This is a genomic window from Streptococcus parasanguinis (genome assembly GCF_023109675.1).
Classification (GTDB): domain Bacteria; phylum Bacillota; class Bacilli; order Lactobacillales; family Streptococcaceae; genus Streptococcus; species Streptococcus parasanguinis_I.
In genome coordinates, this window is the sequence record NZ_JALDUR010000004.1 from 53,421 (window position 1) to 69,795 (window position 16,375).

The 16,375-nt window shown below is 43.8% G+C and carries 16 protein-coding genes; 1 reads left to right on the plus strand and 15 read right to left on the minus strand.

Going from position 1 to position 16,375, the window contains the following annotated elements:
• Positions 1-4: 4 nt before the first annotated feature.
• From M1G14_RS04415 to hemW, 6 genes are read right to left on the minus strand one after another with little or no spacing between them, the layout of a single operon-like run.
• Positions 5-988, minus strand: a complete 984-nt coding sequence (locus M1G14_RS04415; protein ID WP_247926343.1) for a CPBP family intramembrane glutamic endopeptidase — start codon at positions 986-988, stop codon at positions 5-7.
• Entirely contained in the window at positions 985-1,605 is a 621-nt protein-coding gene (locus M1G14_RS04420) for a TIGR01906 family membrane protein (RefSeq protein WP_049491852.1), read from the minus strand. The genes M1G14_RS04415 and M1G14_RS04420 overlap by 4 nt, the downstream gene beginning before the upstream one ends.
• The gene (locus tag M1G14_RS04425) at positions 1,598-2,368 is read right to left on the minus strand and encodes a TIGR01457 family HAD-type hydrolase (protein ID WP_247926344.1); all 771 of its coding nucleotides are present in this window, start codon (positions 2,366-2,368) and stop codon (positions 1,598-1,600) included. Before M1G14_RS04425 ends, M1G14_RS04420 begins: the two co-directional genes overlap by 8 nt.
• Complete coding sequence (locus tag M1G14_RS04430; protein WP_049491863.1) at positions 2,369-3,055, minus strand: hypothetical protein; 687 nt, start codon at positions 3,053-3,055, stop codon at positions 2,369-2,371.
• The gene (locus M1G14_RS04435; RefSeq protein ID WP_247926345.1) at positions 3,045-3,800 is read right to left on the minus strand and encodes an acyl-ACP thioesterase domain-containing protein; all 756 of its coding nucleotides are present in this window, start codon (positions 3,798-3,800) and stop codon (positions 3,045-3,047) included. The genes M1G14_RS04430 and M1G14_RS04435 overlap by 11 nt, the downstream gene beginning before the upstream one ends.
• Positions 3,801-3,803: 3 nt before the next feature.
• On the minus strand, positions 3,804-4,934 hold the full coding sequence (gene hemW, locus M1G14_RS04440; RefSeq protein WP_247926346.1) for a radical SAM family heme chaperone HemW: 1,131 nt from the start codon (positions 4,932-4,934) through the stop codon (positions 3,804-3,806).
• A gap of 318 nt (positions 4,935-5,252) precedes the next feature.
• On the opposite strand from hemW, the gene M1G14_RS04445 reads away from it, so the two are divergent.
• Positions 5,253-6,776, plus strand: a complete 1,524-nt coding sequence (locus M1G14_RS04445; RefSeq protein ID WP_247926347.1) for an ATP-binding cassette domain-containing protein — start codon at positions 5,253-5,255, stop codon at positions 6,774-6,776.
• A 288-nt stretch (positions 6,777-7,064) separates the two neighbouring features.
• Here the strand turns inward: M1G14_RS04445 and proC are convergent, their stop codons facing one another.
• From proC to M1G14_RS04490, 9 genes are all read right to left on the minus strand, one after another.
• Complete coding sequence (gene proC / locus M1G14_RS04450) at positions 7,065-7,880, minus strand: pyrroline-5-carboxylate reductase (RefSeq protein WP_070665304.1); 816 nt, start codon at positions 7,878-7,880, stop codon at positions 7,065-7,067.
• A gap of 3 nt (positions 7,881-7,883) precedes the next feature.
• Entirely contained in the window at positions 7,884-9,131 is a 1,248-nt protein-coding gene (locus M1G14_RS04455; RefSeq protein WP_247926348.1) for a glutamate-5-semialdehyde dehydrogenase, read from the minus strand.
• A 10-nt stretch (positions 9,132-9,141) separates the two neighbouring features.
• Positions 9,142-10,251: a glutamate 5-kinase gene (gene proB / locus M1G14_RS04460; protein WP_247926349.1), complete on the minus strand. Its 1,110-nt coding sequence runs from the start codon at positions 10,249-10,251 to the stop codon at positions 9,142-9,144.
• Between the two features lie 224 nt (positions 10,252-10,475).
• The gene (locus M1G14_RS04465; RefSeq protein WP_247926350.1) at positions 10,476-11,366 is read right to left on the minus strand and encodes an RluA family pseudouridine synthase; all 891 of its coding nucleotides are present in this window, start codon (positions 11,364-11,366) and stop codon (positions 10,476-10,478) included.
• The gene (gene lspA / locus M1G14_RS04470; protein ID WP_049474594.1) at positions 11,356-11,817 is read right to left on the minus strand and encodes a signal peptidase II; all 462 of its coding nucleotides are present in this window, start codon (positions 11,815-11,817) and stop codon (positions 11,356-11,358) included. Before lspA ends, M1G14_RS04465 begins: the two co-directional genes overlap by 11 nt.
• 3 nt (positions 11,818-11,820) lie before the next feature.
• Positions 11,821-12,723 carry a LysR family transcriptional regulator gene (locus M1G14_RS04475; RefSeq protein ID WP_003011186.1) on the minus strand — a complete coding sequence of 301 codons (903 nt, stop codon included), beginning with the start codon at positions 12,721-12,723 and terminating at the stop codon, positions 11,821-11,823.
• A 126-nt stretch (positions 12,724-12,849) separates the two neighbouring features.
• A complete protein-coding gene (gene lacG, locus M1G14_RS04480; RefSeq protein WP_247926351.1) occupies positions 12,850-14,256 on the minus strand; it encodes a 6-phospho-beta-galactosidase in 1,407 nt (468 codons plus the stop codon).
• An 87-nt stretch (positions 14,257-14,343) separates the two neighbouring features.
• Positions 14,344-16,041: a lactose-specific PTS transporter subunit EIIC gene (locus M1G14_RS04485; RefSeq protein ID WP_247926352.1), complete on the minus strand. Its 1,698-nt coding sequence runs from the start codon at positions 16,039-16,041 to the stop codon at positions 14,344-14,346.
• Complete coding sequence (locus tag M1G14_RS04490) at positions 16,041-16,358, minus strand: PTS lactose/cellobiose transporter subunit IIA (protein WP_003007713.1); 318 nt, start codon at positions 16,356-16,358, stop codon at positions 16,041-16,043. Before M1G14_RS04490 ends, M1G14_RS04485 begins: the two co-directional genes overlap by 1 nt.
• Between the last annotated feature and the right edge of the window lie 17 nt (positions 16,359-16,375).

A 16,375-nucleotide genomic window follows, 5' to 3' on the forward strand; every position in this document is an offset into this window, starting at 1 on the left:
AACTTTATCCTTTGAGATTAGCCATCTGGAAGATCGGAATCACATAAGGAACAATAGACATCAGGATAGTAAATAACACGAAGAACCAGAACCAGAAGGACGCGAGGGCACGCTGGAAAACTCCCGGTTGAGGTTTATTGACTTGAATATAAGCCTTGATAGCTGGCCATTTAGTCGCAAGAACCACTATCATGACAATGGAACCAATAGCTAAAACACCAATTTGGAGCCAATTCGCTAGCCCCTCGTCCACATGATAGGCCACATAATGCAAGCCTTGGGAAATCACAAAATTATTGAAAATGTGATAGAAAATAGCCCACCAGATATTGTATTCAAAGGCAATGTAGCCGAAACCTAGACCAATGATACTCGCGAAAAAGAGCTGATCAAAATTGGCATGGAAGAGACCAAACAAGATAGCCGTCATGACAATGGCAAAGACCTTGCCATACCGTTCCAAGCCACGCAAGCCTGCCCCACGGAAGAAGAATTCCTCTGTGATTGGACCAAAAAAGCCAGCATACAAGAGCATAGTCCATGATCTCTCAATCGTATCACCTAGATCGGGTGTTGGAGAATGAAGGCCAATGGTCTCAAACATGCGCTCAATCATTTGTGTCATCACAGATGAAAAGACTTGAGAAAAGCCAAGAAAGGCGAGAAGAATAAAGAAGACTGAAAGAGTCATCTTACGTCCCTTGTGCTTGAGATCATATTTATAAAGGGCCTTCTTGCGATAGGCATTAAAGAGAAAGAGTCCAATGGAAATAGAGATGAGGTAGGGAATACCAGCCCAAACATTCAGGGCATTGAGTTTCTCTGTTACTTGACTTGGATCTTTTCTGAGAGAGCCTGCTATGGTCAATCCAAGGAGGACTTCCCACAGGACGGTTACCAAGGTCATTACCAAGAGATAAATAGCAAGTGTCCCAGAATACCTTCCTATATCTTTTTTAGGGTCTAATAATCGGTTGTATTGGTTCATTTCTTCCTCCTAGAAAATAGATAAAAACACGCACAGACTCCTTCGTATAAGACAAAGAAAATCAAAAAGGCATGCATAAAGTAGTCTTCTGGTAATGCAAGAATAATCGAATCCACGCGCGGATCAAAGAGCCAAGTATTGTCCCCAGCAAATAAGACTTGATGAAAGAGAGTAAAGAATTGATCAAAGCCAATTATAACAGTCATCACTGCAAGCACTACTGGTAAAACCATCATCCAAAAGAAGAGACTACGGTACAGGGCCAGGTAGCCATTTTTGACGACTGTCCGCATAAACTGGATAAAACCAGGTAGTGTGATCACGAAAACGACCGTCACTAAGTGAAATAGGTACTTGACGGCCTCAAAATGGTGCAGTCCATTTTTTGAAGAAGGAAATTGGGGCATCTTCAACACCCATTGAAAAGGATTGGTCAAATAGTTCATCAAGACATTAATATTCTTCATGATGACAGAAGCCGAAAAACCAGTTCGACCCTGGATTCCCAACCAATGGATCTCCAGTGGATAGATGGCCCATGCTAGGCCAATGGTGAGAAGGATGGCAGCGGACAAGATAAAGAAAATTAGGTTTATGGATCTCAAACTTTTAAGCATCAAAATCCCACTCCGCTAAACTGGAAGCAACATGTGTCGGTGCAATTGGTAAGGTTGGCACTTCTTCTGGTTTGGTAAAACCAGTCGTCACCAAAAGGGTTGGAATCCCATTGTCAATACCTGCACGAATATCTGTTAGGTAGTTGTCGCCAACCATAACCACTTCTTCTCTTGCAAGACCCAAGTGTTCAATAGCCTTATCCATGATGATGGCCTTTGGTTTTCCAATGATCACAGGCTCGACCCGTGTCGCAGCCTCTACAAGCGCAATCAAGGATCCTGCACCTGGCAGCAAGCCACGCTCTGTTGGAATGTTCAGGTCCGGATTGGTCCCAATAAAGTGTGCTCCTTTTTGAATCGCCAAGGTCGCAATAGCAAACTTCTCATAATCCACTTGCCAATCCAGGCCAATCACCACATAATCAGGTGCTTCTTCATCGATGATATAGCCAGCTTCTTCAATAGCGTCTTTGAGCCCCGCTTCTCCGATCACATAGACCTTTTTGCCCAAATTTTGGTCATTCATGTAGTCAATGGTCGCAAGGGTAGCTGTATAGATAGTCGAAACTGGGGTTTTTATATTGAAATGAGTAGCCAGCATATCCCGAACAGTCTCTGGTGTGCGGGTTGTATTGTTGGTCACAAAGAGATAGGGAATCTCACGCGCCTGCAATTCATGAACAAAAGCTTCTCCTGCAGGAATTCGTGATTTTCCTTTGTAAATAGTGCCATCCAAATCAATCAAATAGCCCTTATAGTGCATTTATTCTTCCTTTTCTGTTTCCGTTTCGTCATGTAACTTCTCTGCATCGACTCGTCCACCAGAACCATATAAGAGCAAGGCTCCAGCATAGAGGACAAATTGTAACACCAAACCTGTAAAATTAATCCCTTGACTTCCCGATTGGGTGAACAAGAAGGATGCTACCATGAGGATGACAATGGTCAATAACAAGCCTATCACGGTTGCCTGATCCACACTGATTTGATAAACCGTGCGTTTAGTGCTCCGATTTTTCCCGTCAGACTTAGTTTCTGGTTGCAAATTCTCGACAAAATCCGTCACTAAGGTCGCAGCGAGGCTGACTGTTGTGCTAAAGAGCACGCCTTGAGACAAGCGGTGATAGAAATTGGACCAGAAGGATCCTGATTGGCTAGTAATCCCAATCGAGAAGATCATGACCGGTAAAAGAAAGGCCAAGGTGAAATGGATCCAGACCCGATACCAGCGTACATCTTCTCTTAAAAAGCGATTAAAACTCTCTAAATTCAAGCGATAGCGGAAAAATTTATAAATTTCCTCTACCAGGATGATGCCCAAAGCACAAAGAGTCAAGAGCCAATCTCCCAACATGTACAAAGGGTTCTTTTGACGCTTGGCATAGGCCACAACCCGTTTTTGATAGCTTTCAAGTTCCTGTTTTTTATTTTTTAATCTTCTACTTTCCATAATTCCAACCCTTTTCTTCTACTTCTTCCCACTCAATTTCAGCTTGGGCATTGATCTGACTATCTGAAGTAATTTGGTGCTGAGTTTTCAAGCCCTCTTGTTCATATTGAGAGGTGATGAGACCTCCTGCTAGCACTTCTTTGACATATTTTAGATGAACTTTTTTAGGGATATGATGGGTCAAGAAGTCTGCTCCCATCACCTCAAAAACCCAGTCCAAGTACTTGCTATTGTTGACATGTCCGTTCATATCCAAGTCGTAAAAACGAACCCGGTATTCTTGTTCCACTCCCCCTTCTAATTCTTTGAATCGGGGACCACGGATCATGGTTTTTGAAAACTCTGAGTCAAAGGCATCTGTGATTTCGCTCATGACAGGATGGACCTTGCGTGTATCACGATCCATCAAGACAAAGGTCGCCACCATCTCAATGATGGTATTTCCCGCTTCATCCTTGATATTAAAGGCCCGGTAGCAGAACAGGCGATTGTGACTCATGGCATAGGTTTCGATAGTGATCTTCTCATCAAAAACTGGGAGACGCTCGATCTTCATATTGTAATCCGTGATAATCCAGACTAGATTGTAATTCTCTAAAATGTACATATCACTCATGCCCAGCTCAATCGATTGCATGCCTGATACCTGCAAAGACAGCAAGATCAATTGGGGAATCTTTATAAATCCATTGACATCGCTCATATCAAAAGGAATTTTCATACTGTATTCAAATATTTTTGCCATCTTCTACTCCAAAATAAACTTCTCTGCTACAGTGTCTCCTAAAAAGAGACCTTTCTTGGTCATTCGTACAATGTCCTTGTCAGGCACCAAGAGTCCCTGCTGGGTCAATTCCTCAACCACTGAACCATATTGTTGGTCAAAATTCACACCAAACTTTTCTTCGAAACGCTTCTTGGAAACGCCTGTCTTCTTACGCAGTCCTAGAAACATCTCTTCCTCCATCATTTCTGTCTGACTCAGATGTTCTTCTTGGACACGCGCATTTCCCTCTTCGACCGCCTGCATATAGTGACGGATAGGCCCATGATTCTTGTAGCGAACACCGTTGACGTAGCCGGATGCACCAGCTCCCAGACCATAATACTCAGCATTGTCCCAATACATGAGATTATGTCGACTTTCAAAACCAGGCTTGGAGAAATTAGAAATTTCATAATGCTCAAAGCCCGCACGCTCCAACTCCTGAATGATGTATTCAAACATCTCCGCTTCTAACTCCTCTTTTGGTAGAGGAAGCTTGCCCCGTCTCATGCGATTCATAAAGACCGTGTGATTCTCCAGAATCAAGCTATAGAGGCTCATATGAGGAATGTCGAGGGCAAGAGCCTTAGCGACATTTTCCTTGACCTGCTCCATGGTTTGCGTCGGAAGGGCATAGATGAGGTCGATCGAAATATTGTCAAAACCAGCCAGCTTCAGACGATCGATATTGTCATAGATATCCTGCTCTTGATGGCTCCGACCAATCTTTTTGAGCAAGCGATTATCAAAGGTCTGTACGCCTAAAGAAACCCGATTAACCGGTGAATCCTTTAAGACAGCAATCTTATCCGGATCCAAATCACCAGGATTGGCCTCGATGGTCAACTCCTCCATCTGAGAAAGATCAAGTGACTTGGTCAGCTCCTTGAGCAGATACTCTAGCTGATCCGCAGTTAAGGCTGTCGGTGTCCCACCCCCAATATAGAGAGTCCGTAAATTTGTGATTTCTTCCCGACGAAATTCTTGGATCAAATGATCCAAATAAGCATCGACCGGTTGGTTCTTGATAAAAACCTTCGAAAAATCACAATAAAAACAAATCTGGGTACAAAATGGGATGTGGACATAAGCGGACGTTGGTTTTGTATGCATACCTTTAATTATACCATAAAATCCCCCCGAGTCCGAAAAGAAAAGGGAATAAGAAGCAAGGAATTCCTTGACAAGAAGGAATAAAAGGAATAGAATAAATTTGATCATATTCGGAGGTAAGGAGATATGAACAACTAAGTTTCGTTAAATAAAATACTTTATTTAGTGGACTGCTTGTTCTATCTCTTTTTGTGTACCCTCTTGCCTATTTTCCAACTTTTTTTGGCTAAATAAGGTCTTTTTCTGCCTGGGTTCCACTTGAATACAGCTCTACTAAATAGGTAGAGCTGTTTTTTTGCCCCAGTAGAAAGGAATCTTATGCTAAAACTATCCCACCTTACCATCTGCCATACAAAAGATTTACGAGATTTGGTTCGCGATCTGTCCCTAACCATTCATGAAGGGGAAAAAGTTGCCATTATTGGCGAAGAAGGAAATGGAAAATCTTCCTTGCTTAACGTCCTTATGTCCCCAAAATCCCTACCAGATTATCTGATCACGGAAGGAGAAATCACCACTTCCTTTCACTCCTATGCCTATATTCCCCAAACTTTACCGGAAGCTTTGAAGGAAAAAACCTTGGAAGAATATTTTTTTGGAGAGGACGAGCTAGACTATGCCACCCTCTACAGACTGGCAGATCAATTGCATTTTAATAGCGAGCGCTTTGCAAGCGATCAAGCTATCGGAAGTCTATCTGGAGGAGAAGCCCTCAAAGTCCAACTGCTTCACGAACTTTGTTGTCCTCATGAATTACTATTTTTAGATGAACCTTCAAATGATCTGGATTTGGAGACCTTGGACTGGCTCCAGCAGATGATCCAAACGAGCCCCCAAACCATAATATTTATTTCCCATCATGAGGATTTTTTGACTCAGACGGCGGATACCATCATTCACCTCAGACAGATCAAACACCGCAAGGAGGCTGAAACCATCGTAGAGCACCTAGGTTATCAAGACTACAGTAGCCAGAGGGAACAACAATTTAAGCAACAGTCTCAGCAAGCGGCCAACGATCAACGAGCCTACCGAAAAACAATGGAGAAGCACCGTCGCGTCCGTCAGCAAGTCCAAACTTCCTTACGAAACACCAAGGATAGCACTGCTGGACGTCTCCTGGCAAAGAAAATGAAGTCCCTCCTCTCACAAGAAAAGCGCTACGAGCGAGAATTCCAATCCATGACCTCCCAACCCTATGATGAGGAAATCATCCATCTGCATTTCCCTTCCCTCACTCCCTTGTCTCCTCAAAAACGTGTCCTTCTCTTAGATCAAGAAGAGCTCACAATTGGTGATCGTGTCCTAGTCAAGAACCTCTCCCTCACACTTCAAGGGCAGGATAAGATAGGGATTATCGGTTCCAACGGTGTGGGGAAATCCACTTTCCTAAAAATGATATGGAAAAGTCTACAGAAGAATGAGAGCATCCGCACTGCCTATATGCCTCAAGATTACACTGAAGGCCTCCCTCTGACTAAGACACCAGTTCAATTCTTACAGCATTCAGGCGATCGCGAAGAAATCAACACCATTCAATTGCATTTAGCCTCCCTCAACTTTACCTATTCTGAAATGCACCATCCGATCTCTGAACTTTCTGGTGGCCAGCAAGGAAAACTCTTTCTCCTACAACTAGTGCTCACAAGTCCCCAATTTCTACTCTTGGACGAGCCTACTCGCAATTTTTCCCCCACTTCCCAACCAGAAATTCGACGCCTTTTCGCAGACTACCCAGGCGGACTGGTTACAGTCTCCCACGACCGGACCTTCCTCAAAGAAGTCTGCAAAAAAATCTATCGTCTGACCGAAAATGGTTTGGTAGAAATAGAGTCGCTCTGACGTAAAAAAGATTGGCCAAAAAACCAATCTTGGAGAACGTTAACGAACTGTTCTTTTATACAAATCTAACAAAACCAGAGTTACCCAATCCTCTATGGAAACTTTTCCGTCGTGAGAAAAGTGCTAGAAACACTCTTGTTTCTAGCACTCGGAATTATTGAGACCTTAGGCTCAATAATTAGTCATGGAACTTCTATGAAGTTCGCTGACGTCCGTACTCACCTAAGGAAAGTTTCTAAGAGGACTTTATCTTCAACTTGAAAGATTGGCGAAAACCAATCTTTTCTTCTATTCCTTCGCTGCCTCTTGTCCTAATTCTTGAGTGCGTTTATAGGCTGCTTCCACTCCAGCAATAATGTCGCCCCGTAAGCCGACTTGTTCTAAGCGATTGACTCCTGCGATGGTAGAGCCACCTGGGCTACAAACTGCATCTCGCAAGCGGGCTGGGTGCTCGCCTGTCTCTAGGACCATTTGACTAGCTCCTTGGAAGGTCTGAGCCGCCATTTGCAAGGCTTGCTCTCGAGTAAGCCCTAAGCTTACTCCTGCATCTGCCATAGCTTCAATCATCTGATAGACAAAGGCTGGACCACAGCCTGCAACAGCCGTTGCAGGATCCATCAATTTTTCTTCAATTTCATAGAGAGCCCCAGCACCTGATAAGAGCTGGTTGACTTTGGCTACTTGCTGATCTGTCACTGCTTGAGAGCGAGCCAGACTGATAACCCCTTGACCAATGGCCACAGGCGTATTGGGCATGATGCGAATTAGCCCTAGCTGGTCGTTCTGGATCACTTCAGCCATCTTTTCTAATTCCAGGCCTGCAGCCATGGAAACCAGTAAGAGATTAGAGCGTTGGGCCAAGATGCCTTGATACTCTCCTAGGAGAGGACAAATCTGATAGGGTTTGACCCCTAAAAAGATTACTTCAGCCTCTTGAAAGACTTGTTCAAGATCAGATGCCGTTCCCCCATACTGGCTGATAAACTCTTGCACCTTTTGAGGAGAACGATTGACCAAGAGCAGGTCTTTCGCGTCCACTTCTTTTGCAACTGCTTTGGCTAGACTAGCCCCCATGTTTCCAAGACCGATAAATGCAACTTTCATTTCTTACCTCACTTGACCATTTCCACTGACGATATATTTGTAACTGGTCATTTCCCGGAGTCCCATTGGTCCACGCGCATGGAGTTTTTGGGTCGAGATCCCCATTTCACAACCTAGTCCAAATTGACCCCCATCTGTAAAGCGTGTAGAAGCATTGACATAAACGGCTGCTGAATCTACTTGCTTGGTGAAATAAGAGGCTGTCTCAGGATTTTCAGTCACAATGGCATCCGAATGATGGGTGCTGTGAGCTTCAATGTGGTCCACCGCTTCCTCCACTCCATCAACGACCTTAACTGCTAAAATATAATCTAAAAATTCGGTATCAAAATCCTGTTCCTGTGCTGCTGTTCCAGAAATGATAGCCTGAGCTTGCTCATCTAGGCGCAACTCAACGGATCTTTCCCGATCATCCAATAAACGCTCTTTGACCAAGTGCAAGAAATCAGACGCGATCGCTTGATCAACCAACAAGACCTCCATGGCATTACAGACGGATGGGCGGCTTGTCTTAGCATTTTCGATAATGGCGAGTGCTTTCTGGAAATCAGCCTCCTTGTCCACATAGACATGGACGATCCCAGTTCCTGTCTCGATCACAGGGACAATGGCATTTTCAACCACCGCTTGGATCAATCCAGCACCACCACGTGGAATGAGCAAGTCCAGATAGCCCTTAGCCTTCATCATAGCAAGGCTAGAAGCTCGACTCGTATCTTGGATCAGTTGGAGAAGATCTGGATTCAGTTCAGCTTCTTCCAATCCAGCCTTGAGGGCTGTCACGATCGCTTGAGCAGAATGAAAGGCGTCCTTTCCAGTACGAAGGACTACTGCATTTCCACTCTTGATGGCAAGCGCTGCGGCATCTGACGTTACATTTGGACGGCTTTCATAAATGATGCCAATAACACCCATGGCGACTCGAACTTTCTGGATTTCAAGACCATTTTCCAAGACTTCAGTATCCAGCACTTCCCCGATCGGATCTGGCAGGTCTATTAAAGCACGAATTCCTTGTGCCATCCCAGCAATCCGCTCTTGATCAAGAAATAGGCGATCCAGCATGACTTCAGAGATCTTGCCGCGTGCCGCTTCCATATCGATTTGATTAGCTGCTAAAATGGCTTCAGTTGCTTTTAAAAGCTGGCTAGCCATGGCCTCTAAGGCCTGATTTTTAAGAGCTGTACTGGATGTATTGATGCTTTTCTTAGCTGATTTCGCTAAGGCTAATTGTTCTTGTGTTGTTCCCATACGTTTTCCTCTAGAATTCTGTAAAGAGTAGGTCAATCTCAGGAGTTACCGAGATCCAATCATCCCGGTGGATAAGGATTCCCTTAGCTTTTTTAGATTGGAGTAGATCGCGCACAGCTGATTGGCCGAGACGGACTTTGCCTTTTCCTAATAATTGACCAGTCTCTTGATGATAGACGCTGACAATGTCGTGATAAGAAAAATCTTCTTCTGCCTTGGTCACACCAGAAATCAATAGACTCTTTCCATGATCCAACAGGGCTTCCGCTGCTCCAGCATCTACCCAAACGGCTCCTTTGCTTTCTGCATAAAAGGCTAGCCATTGCTTCTGGGTTTTTAAGCCCTTGTCCACTGCAAAGAAGTAACTGCCATCTGCTTGCTCTTCTGCTGCTTCGATCAAGGCATCCGGCTTGAGAGACGAGCAAATATAGACGGGAACCCCTGACTCGGTCGCAAGGGTCGCTGCCTTGAGTTTAGTCAGCATACCGCCAGTTCCATTGCTACTGCCAGCACCACCCGCCATCTCGATCATCTCACGGGAAATGTGTTCGATTCGATCCAAGCGCTTAGCTGTTGGATCCTGAGAAGGATTTGCTGTATAGAGACCATCGACATCTGTTAAAAGCACCAAAAGATCAGCTTGAACCATGGCTGCAACTTGCGCACTCAAGGTATCATTGTCTCCTACTTTTAACTCAGCAATCGAGACTGTATCGTTTTCATTGATAATCGGAATGGCCCCACGATTGAGCAAGACAGAAAGGGCCTGGTGGGCATTCTTATAGCGGCGCTGATCCGCAAAGTCGTCCTGGGTCAACAAAATCTGCGCAGAAACAATGTTGCGCAAGAGCAGGTTAGCTGTGTATTCTTCCATCAGTAAGCCTTGCCCAACTGCCGCAGAAGCTTGCTTGTCTGCCACCTTGGTCGGCCGTTTCTTAAAACCAAGGGCACCAAATCCGGCAGCAACTGCCCCTGATGAGACCAAGATCAACTCATGACCTGATTCATGTAAGAGAGCCAATTGCTGCGTAATGACCTTAACCTTCTGTCTGGAGAGACTCCCATCGGGATTGGTCAAAGACGAGGTCCCTACTTTAAAGACGATTCGTTTTGCTTTCATCGCTGTGTTTCTTTCTAATACTATTTATTTCGTATCTAATGAAAGTGAGGCTGGACAAAAACTGTCCAGCTCTCTATGTTTGATAGTAATAACTGCATGACGCAGTGGTTGATTGGCATCTTTGTTCGCTTTTTAGGCTCCAAAGATAACCTAATCAACTGTGCGGGGGTGGGAAAACGAACTCTTTTTAACTAGTCAGAGTTCTTTCCCACTCCCATTCTTCATTATCCTTTTCGAAGGTCTTCCAGCGTTTTCTCAAAGATCGCTGGCACTTCTGCTGAAAATTCCAAGGTCTCGCCTGTACGGGGGTGGGTAAAGCCAAGTGTCCGCGCATGAAGAAACTGTCCTTGTCCTTTAAGTGTCTTCTTAGGACCATAAGCAGGATCTCCAGCCACGGGATGGCCAATATAGGCCATGTGCACCCGAATTTGATGGGTCCGACCGGTCTCCAGTTGCAACTCTACCAAGGTGTAATCCCCAAAGCGTTCCAAAACCTGAAAACGGGTCACTGCAGGTTTTCCTTTAGCCGTCACCGCTTGTTTTTTCCGGTCCTTTTCACTGCGACCAATGGGTGCTTCAATCATCCCTCGATCGTTAGGAAGATTGCCATGGACAATGGCCCAATACTTCCGGAGAGATTTTTTGTCTTTGAGTTCCTCTGCTAAGGCGACGTGAGCTTGGTCATTTTTTGCGACCATCAAGAGGCCTGACGTGTCTTTATCAATCCGATGAACGATCCCTGGACGCAATTCCCCATTGATCCCTGAAAGGTCCTTGACATGGTATAAGAGCGCATTGACCAAGGTCCCGCTGGTATGACCCGCACTTGGGTGAACAACCATGCCTTGAGGTTTATTGACCACCACAACATCCTGGTCCTCATAAACGATGTCTAAGGGCAGATCTTCTGCTTCATAGCTGACCTCTTCGACTTCTGGGACTTCATACTGGATGATGTCTCCTTCTTTGACCGTATACTTAGCTTTTTTCACAGTTCCATTGACCAGAACTTTTCCTTCTTTGATCTGCTCATTGGCTACAGCTCGTGACAAGGGAGTCAAATCCGCCAAAGCCTTATCCAGTCGCGCACCGGCTACTTCGATTTTAATTTCCATGCGTTTCCTCTTTCAACATCAGGATCAGGAGCAAGAAAACTCCAACTGTCAAATAACTATCTGCTACATTAAAAATGGCAAAATTCATAAAATCCAGGTGGAACATATCGACCACAAAGCCCTGACGCAGGCGATCGATAAAATTCCCCAAGCCACCTGCAATCACCAAGGTCAAGCCCATCACCATCCAAAGCGACCCCTTAAGGTGCTTATAAAGATAGTAAAAGGCCCCTACCATCACGACTAGCGTGATGAGGGTAAAGAACCATTGCTGATTTTCAAGAAGCGAAAAAGCTGCACCTGTGTTTTGAAGATAAGTCAGACTGACCACATGGGGAATAAAAGACTTGACGACACCCAGTGGAATGTTCTTCACCACATACCATTTGACCAGCTGATCCAGTAGGACCAAAAGGACGATCGCTACTGGGACCATTGTTTTTCTCTTCATTTCTTACCTCTTTTGATCAAAATATTCTACCATGACCTCGACAAACTTCTCTGCTACAGGAGAGAGATCCATCTCTTCGCGTTTGACATAGACCATTTTATTGTCTAAGTTGTCTTCCAAAGGAATCACGGTAATGCCATTCACGGACTGGCTATCCAAAAAGCCAGATCCCGTCGCATAAGCATCCGTCCGCTCCAAGATTCCATTCAAGGTAGCCCGGTCGGTCACATTGAACATTTGTGAGCTCGAGCTGGTATCGACAAAGTTCTCTGAATAATAGAGGTACTCATCTTTTTCTTGGGTAAAACGAACAGTTGGCAACTGAGCTAGATCTTCCATAACCAGTTTTTTCTTCTTAGCCAAAGGATGTCCTTTGCGAAGATAAATATGAGTCTGAAAAGGAATCAAATCCACTACTTCAAGCCCTAATTTATCGACCCGTTGCATAATCCCCTTGGTATTTTGACGATTGAGATAAATAATCCCCAACTCACTATGCCCTTGAGCCACTTCGTCCAAAATTTGAACCGTCGTTGATTCAAAGATGCGGAAGTTTTTATTTTCCGGATAGCGGATCGAGAATTCCGTCATCAAAGGTGGTAAGAAGTCATAGTGTTGACTCGAAATAGAGAATTCTTTCTTCTCTTCTTCGGGACTGGCATATTGATTTTGAAACACATCAAACCCTTTGACCACGTCCTGCGCTTTTTCATAAAATTCCATTCCCCGACGGGTCAAAAAAGTCCCAGAACTGGTCCGACGAAAAATCTTAAACCCCAGTTCTTTTTCCAGATCTCTGACGGAGATGGACAAGCTCGGCTGACTCACATACATTTTTTCAGCAGCCTCACGAAAAGTACCACTGTTGGCAATCGCCACTACATATCGTAATTGTTGTATATTCATTCTATTTTCCTTATTACAGTATCGATCTATTATACCATAAATTAGGGGCTGAAAGAAGAGATCCGTTTAAGAGACACTCATCAAGTGAAAATAAAAAACTGGAACTAAAACAGTTCCAGTTGATACTTATTCAATCACTTGGCTTTCAGCTACTTTCTTGTACCAATGAGCCGATTTCTTTGGATAGCGCTCTTGGGTTTCAAAGTCCACATAAAAGAGACCATAGCGTTTTTCATAACCATTAGACCAAGAGAAGACGTCCATGAGAGACCAGATGAAGTAACCTTTGACATTAGCACCATCTGCAATCGCATCAGACAAGACCTCCAAGTGTTGCTTCACATAATCAATCCGGCCATCATCGTAAACAGTGTTGTCCACAAATTCATCTTTGTATCCAAGTCCGTTTTCAGTGATGTAGATCTTCTTGTAGTTTGGATAATCTTTCTTGACACGCATGATTTGATCATACAAACCTTGAGGGTAGATGATCCAGTCCCAATCAGTACGAGGTACATAGTCAGGAGCTACACGACGTCCAACACCTTTGATTTGGTATTTAGAGCTTCCTTTTTCCCCTTTACCGTTGTGGATGATTTCAGTTTCACCATCAAAGGCTTCCATCCAGTCACTCATGTAGTAGTTAATTCCAAGGAAGTCGTTCAAATCTTTAGCTGCTTCAAGCGCTGCAAAGTCTTCGTCACGAAGATCCAAGCTACCACCATTGACAGATAAGATGTGATTAACACCTTCCATAGTTGCATCTGAATAGTGTCCAAGGTAGGTTGCATCTAAAATAAATTTGTTGTGAATGATATCTTCTAACTCAGCAGCCCGAACATCTGCTGGATTTTCTGGATCCAAAGGATATTTCGTAGGAAGAGCGTGAACAACCCCAATTTCACCTTTGTAGCCTTTGTCTTTGTACAATTTCACAGCACGCGCATGTGAAACCATCATATTATGGTGTGATTGGAAGACTTTGGCAAGATCATACTGAATCCCTGGAGGGAATTTACCGACCAAGTATTGACCATCACCAATTGGGCCAATTTCATTGAAGGTTGTCCAGTAGTTGACTTCTGGGAATTCTTCGAAACAGAAGGCAGCGTAATCTACAAAGTGTTCGATGTTTTCACGGTTCAAGAAGTCTCCATTTGAGTGAAGAGCCTCAGGGGTATCAAAGTGATGGAGGGTTACGAAAGGCTCCACATGGCGTTTGTGGCATTCTGCAAATAGATTGTGGTAGAACTCAACCCCTTTAGGATTCACCTCACCATAACCAGTTGGGAAAATACGTGACCAAGCAATGGAAATCCGTATACCATTGACCCCATATTCTTCAGCTAATTGAAGATCTACTGGATATTTGTGATAGAAATCGCTAGCCGGTTCAGCGGTGTACCAATAGTTGTCAGCTAAGTATTTGTCCCATGCAACAGGGCCTTTCCCATCTGTATGAGTAGCCCCTTCTGCTTGATAGGCAGCTGTAGCGCCACCAAAAATAAAATCTTTAGGAAGTATTTTTGTCATTTTTTCACCTTTTTCTTGATTGGATCAAAGGAAAAGTGAGTGGAGAGGAGTTAGTGAGCCATCCATCTCCATCTCACTTTTTAGTTCTTATTCTTCAAATTGCTCCTGAACAAATGCCAGAGCACCTTTTCCATCACGGGTTAACTTGATGTACTGAGCACCTTCTGTCTTAGCCAGTTTGATACCTAATTTATCAGTTTCAGCTTTCATATCCTCAAAGTTTGAAGCAACTTGTGGTGCTAAGATAACCAAATCAAACTCTGGTAACATTTCACGGTGGGCTCCATAGCCACCTGCTGCAGCTTTAACAGGAACTTTATACTCTTCTGCAGCTTTATTCAAAGCATTGGCAAGAAGACCGCTTGTTCCACCACCCGCACAAAGAACGAGTACGTTTGTTTCTTCAGTAATTGTATTTTGTGCTGGTTCTACTCCAGCTTTTGCAAGAATAGCATCTGCTTTTGCAGTGTTAAAGTTTGCTGCAACTTTTTCTTTTAATTCATCATTAGCTTTACCTGAACGTTCTTCTTCAAGAATTTGTTCATCATAAACCTTGAGGAATGGATAGTAGATAGCAATATCTACTACAATTAACAATGCTGCAAGAGCGAATGACAAGAACTGGAAGTTTGTACCAAGAACAATACCTAGAGGCCCAGGTGTAGTCCAAGGAAGGTTGGCAGTAAATGAGTTCATGCCGAGTGTTTCAATAAAGAACTTAAAGATCCATACGTTTGCAATTGGTGCAAAGATGAATGGGATAAAGAAGATTGGGTTCAAAACAAGTGGTGCACCAAACAAGATTGGTTCGTTTACACCGAAGAATGTAGGAACTACTGAAGCACGTCCAATAGCACGATTTCGTTTTGATTTACATAACCACATAAACATGAACGGAACAACAAGAGTTGCACCAGTACCACCCATAGTGACGATAAACATTTGTGTACCAGATGTAAGGATCTTATCAGCGTGCATACCTTGTTGAAGAAGGTTCAAGTTGACTTCGGCATTTGCATAAGTAATCGCTGCAATCGCAGGCTCAACGATAGATGGGCCGTGAATACCAATAAACCAGAAGAATGCAAAGGCACCAAAAATAATCGTAATACCGACGTAACCATCTGCTGCTGAGAATAGTGGAGCAAGAAGGGTACCGATTGATTCAGCAACCGTTACATGAAGGCTTGCTTTCACAACTAATTCAAGTGCATACAAGAGTACAACTGACAATGTAAATGGAATCAAGTCTTTAAATACTTGTGAAATATTTGGTGGAACCTCGTCCGGCATGCGAATCGTCACATTATTTTTCACACAGACCTTATAAACATTAACTGTAACAAAGGCTGCAATGAAGGCTGTCAACAGACCTTTTGTACCCATGAAGGCTGTTAAGAATCCACCTTCTTTAGCAGGTTCGGCAGCCATGAGCAAGAAGCCAACCATAGAAGCCAACATTGTAGAAATGAAGTTGATTTGGTTGGTTGCTGGGAGGTCACGGTTCATTGAATCAGTCAAAGCCTTAGCCGTTGTCCCACCAACGAAGAAGGCCAAGATGCCCATAGAATAGCTATATGGAGTCATCAAGAAAGTTTCAATATCTTTAGACCAGTGGAATCCCCAAGCGTTTGGTACATACGCAATTAGGATGAAAATAGATGAGAAAAGGATAACAGGCATCCCTGCAATAAAGCCATCCCGAATCGCTCGCAAATACTTGTTTCGAGAAATCTTTTCAAAGAATGGTTTCCCTTTTTCAATCAGTTCAATCAGTTTATTCATTATTTCGCTCCTCTTTTATATAGTTCAATCAGATGGTGAATCACGTCTTTTAATAGGATCGTTGTCATGAGATGGTCTTGACCATGCATCATGGTAATGCTATAGGGGATTTCTTCTCCTGCTGCTTCATGCGCTAGCATGGTCGTTTGAGATTTGTGAGCCTCAGCGATACAAGACCCTGCTTCTTCTACTAAGGATTCTGCTTTAGCAAAATCACCATTTTCAGCAGCTTTTAAGGCTTCCACTAATTTTGATCGAGCGTCACCGGCATAAGCGACAATTTCAAAGCCAAGTAATTGGACTTCTTCTTTATTCATGTTGGTTCCTCCTTATG

Coding starts and splice junctions, on each gene's coding strand:
- M1G14_RS04435 (WP_247926345.1), bottom strand. CDS start 3,800: ATGGCAAAAATATTTGAATACAGTATGAAAATTCCTTTTGATATGAGC.
- M1G14_RS04445 (WP_247926347.1), top strand. CDS start 5,253: ATGCTAAAACTATCCCACCTTACCATCTGCCATACAAAAGATTTACGA.
- hemW (WP_247926346.1), bottom strand. CDS start 4,934: ATGCATACAAAACCAACGTCCGCTTATGTCCACATCCCATTTTGTACC.
- M1G14_RS04475 (WP_003011186.1), bottom strand. CDS start 12,723: ATGAATATACAACAATTACGATATGTAGTGGCGATTGCCAACAGTGGT.
- M1G14_RS04430 (WP_049491863.1), bottom strand. CDS start 3,055: ATGGAAAGTAGAAGATTAAAAAATAAAAAACAGGAACTTGAAAGCTAT.
- proC (WP_070665304.1), bottom strand. CDS start 7,880: ATGAAAGTTGCATTTATCGGTCTTGGAAACATGGGGGCTAGTCTAGCC.
- lacG (WP_247926351.1), bottom strand. CDS start 14,256: ATGACAAAAATACTTCCTAAAGATTTTATTTTTGGTGGCGCTACAGCT.
- M1G14_RS04415 (WP_247926343.1), bottom strand. CDS start 988: ATGAACCAATACAACCGATTATTAGACCCTAAAAAAGATATAGGAAGG.
- M1G14_RS04485 (WP_247926352.1), bottom strand. CDS start 16,041: ATGAATAAACTGATTGAACTGATTGAAAAAGGGAAACCATTCTTTGAA.
- M1G14_RS04425 (WP_247926344.1), bottom strand. CDS start 2,368: ATGCACTATAAGGGCTATTTGATTGATTTGGATGGCACTATTTACAAA.
- M1G14_RS04490 (WP_003007713.1), bottom strand. CDS start 16,358: ATGAATAAAGAAGAAGTCCAATTACTTGGCTTTGAAATTGTCGCTTAT.
- M1G14_RS04455 (WP_247926348.1), bottom strand. CDS start 9,131: ATGGGAACAACACAAGAACAATTAGCCTTAGCGAAATCAGCTAAGAAA.
- lspA (WP_049474594.1), bottom strand. CDS start 11,817: ATGAAGAGAAAAACAATGGTCCCAGTAGCGATCGTCCTTTTGGTCCTA.
- proB (WP_247926349.1), bottom strand. CDS start 10,251: ATGAAAGCAAAACGAATCGTCTTTAAAGTAGGGACCTCGTCTTTGACC.
- M1G14_RS04465 (WP_247926350.1), bottom strand. CDS start 11,366: ATGGAAATTAAAATCGAAGTAGCCGGTGCGCGACTGGATAAGGCTTTG.
- M1G14_RS04420 (WP_049491852.1), bottom strand. CDS start 1,605: ATGCTTAAAAGTTTGAGATCCATAAACCTAATTTTCTTTATCTTGTCC.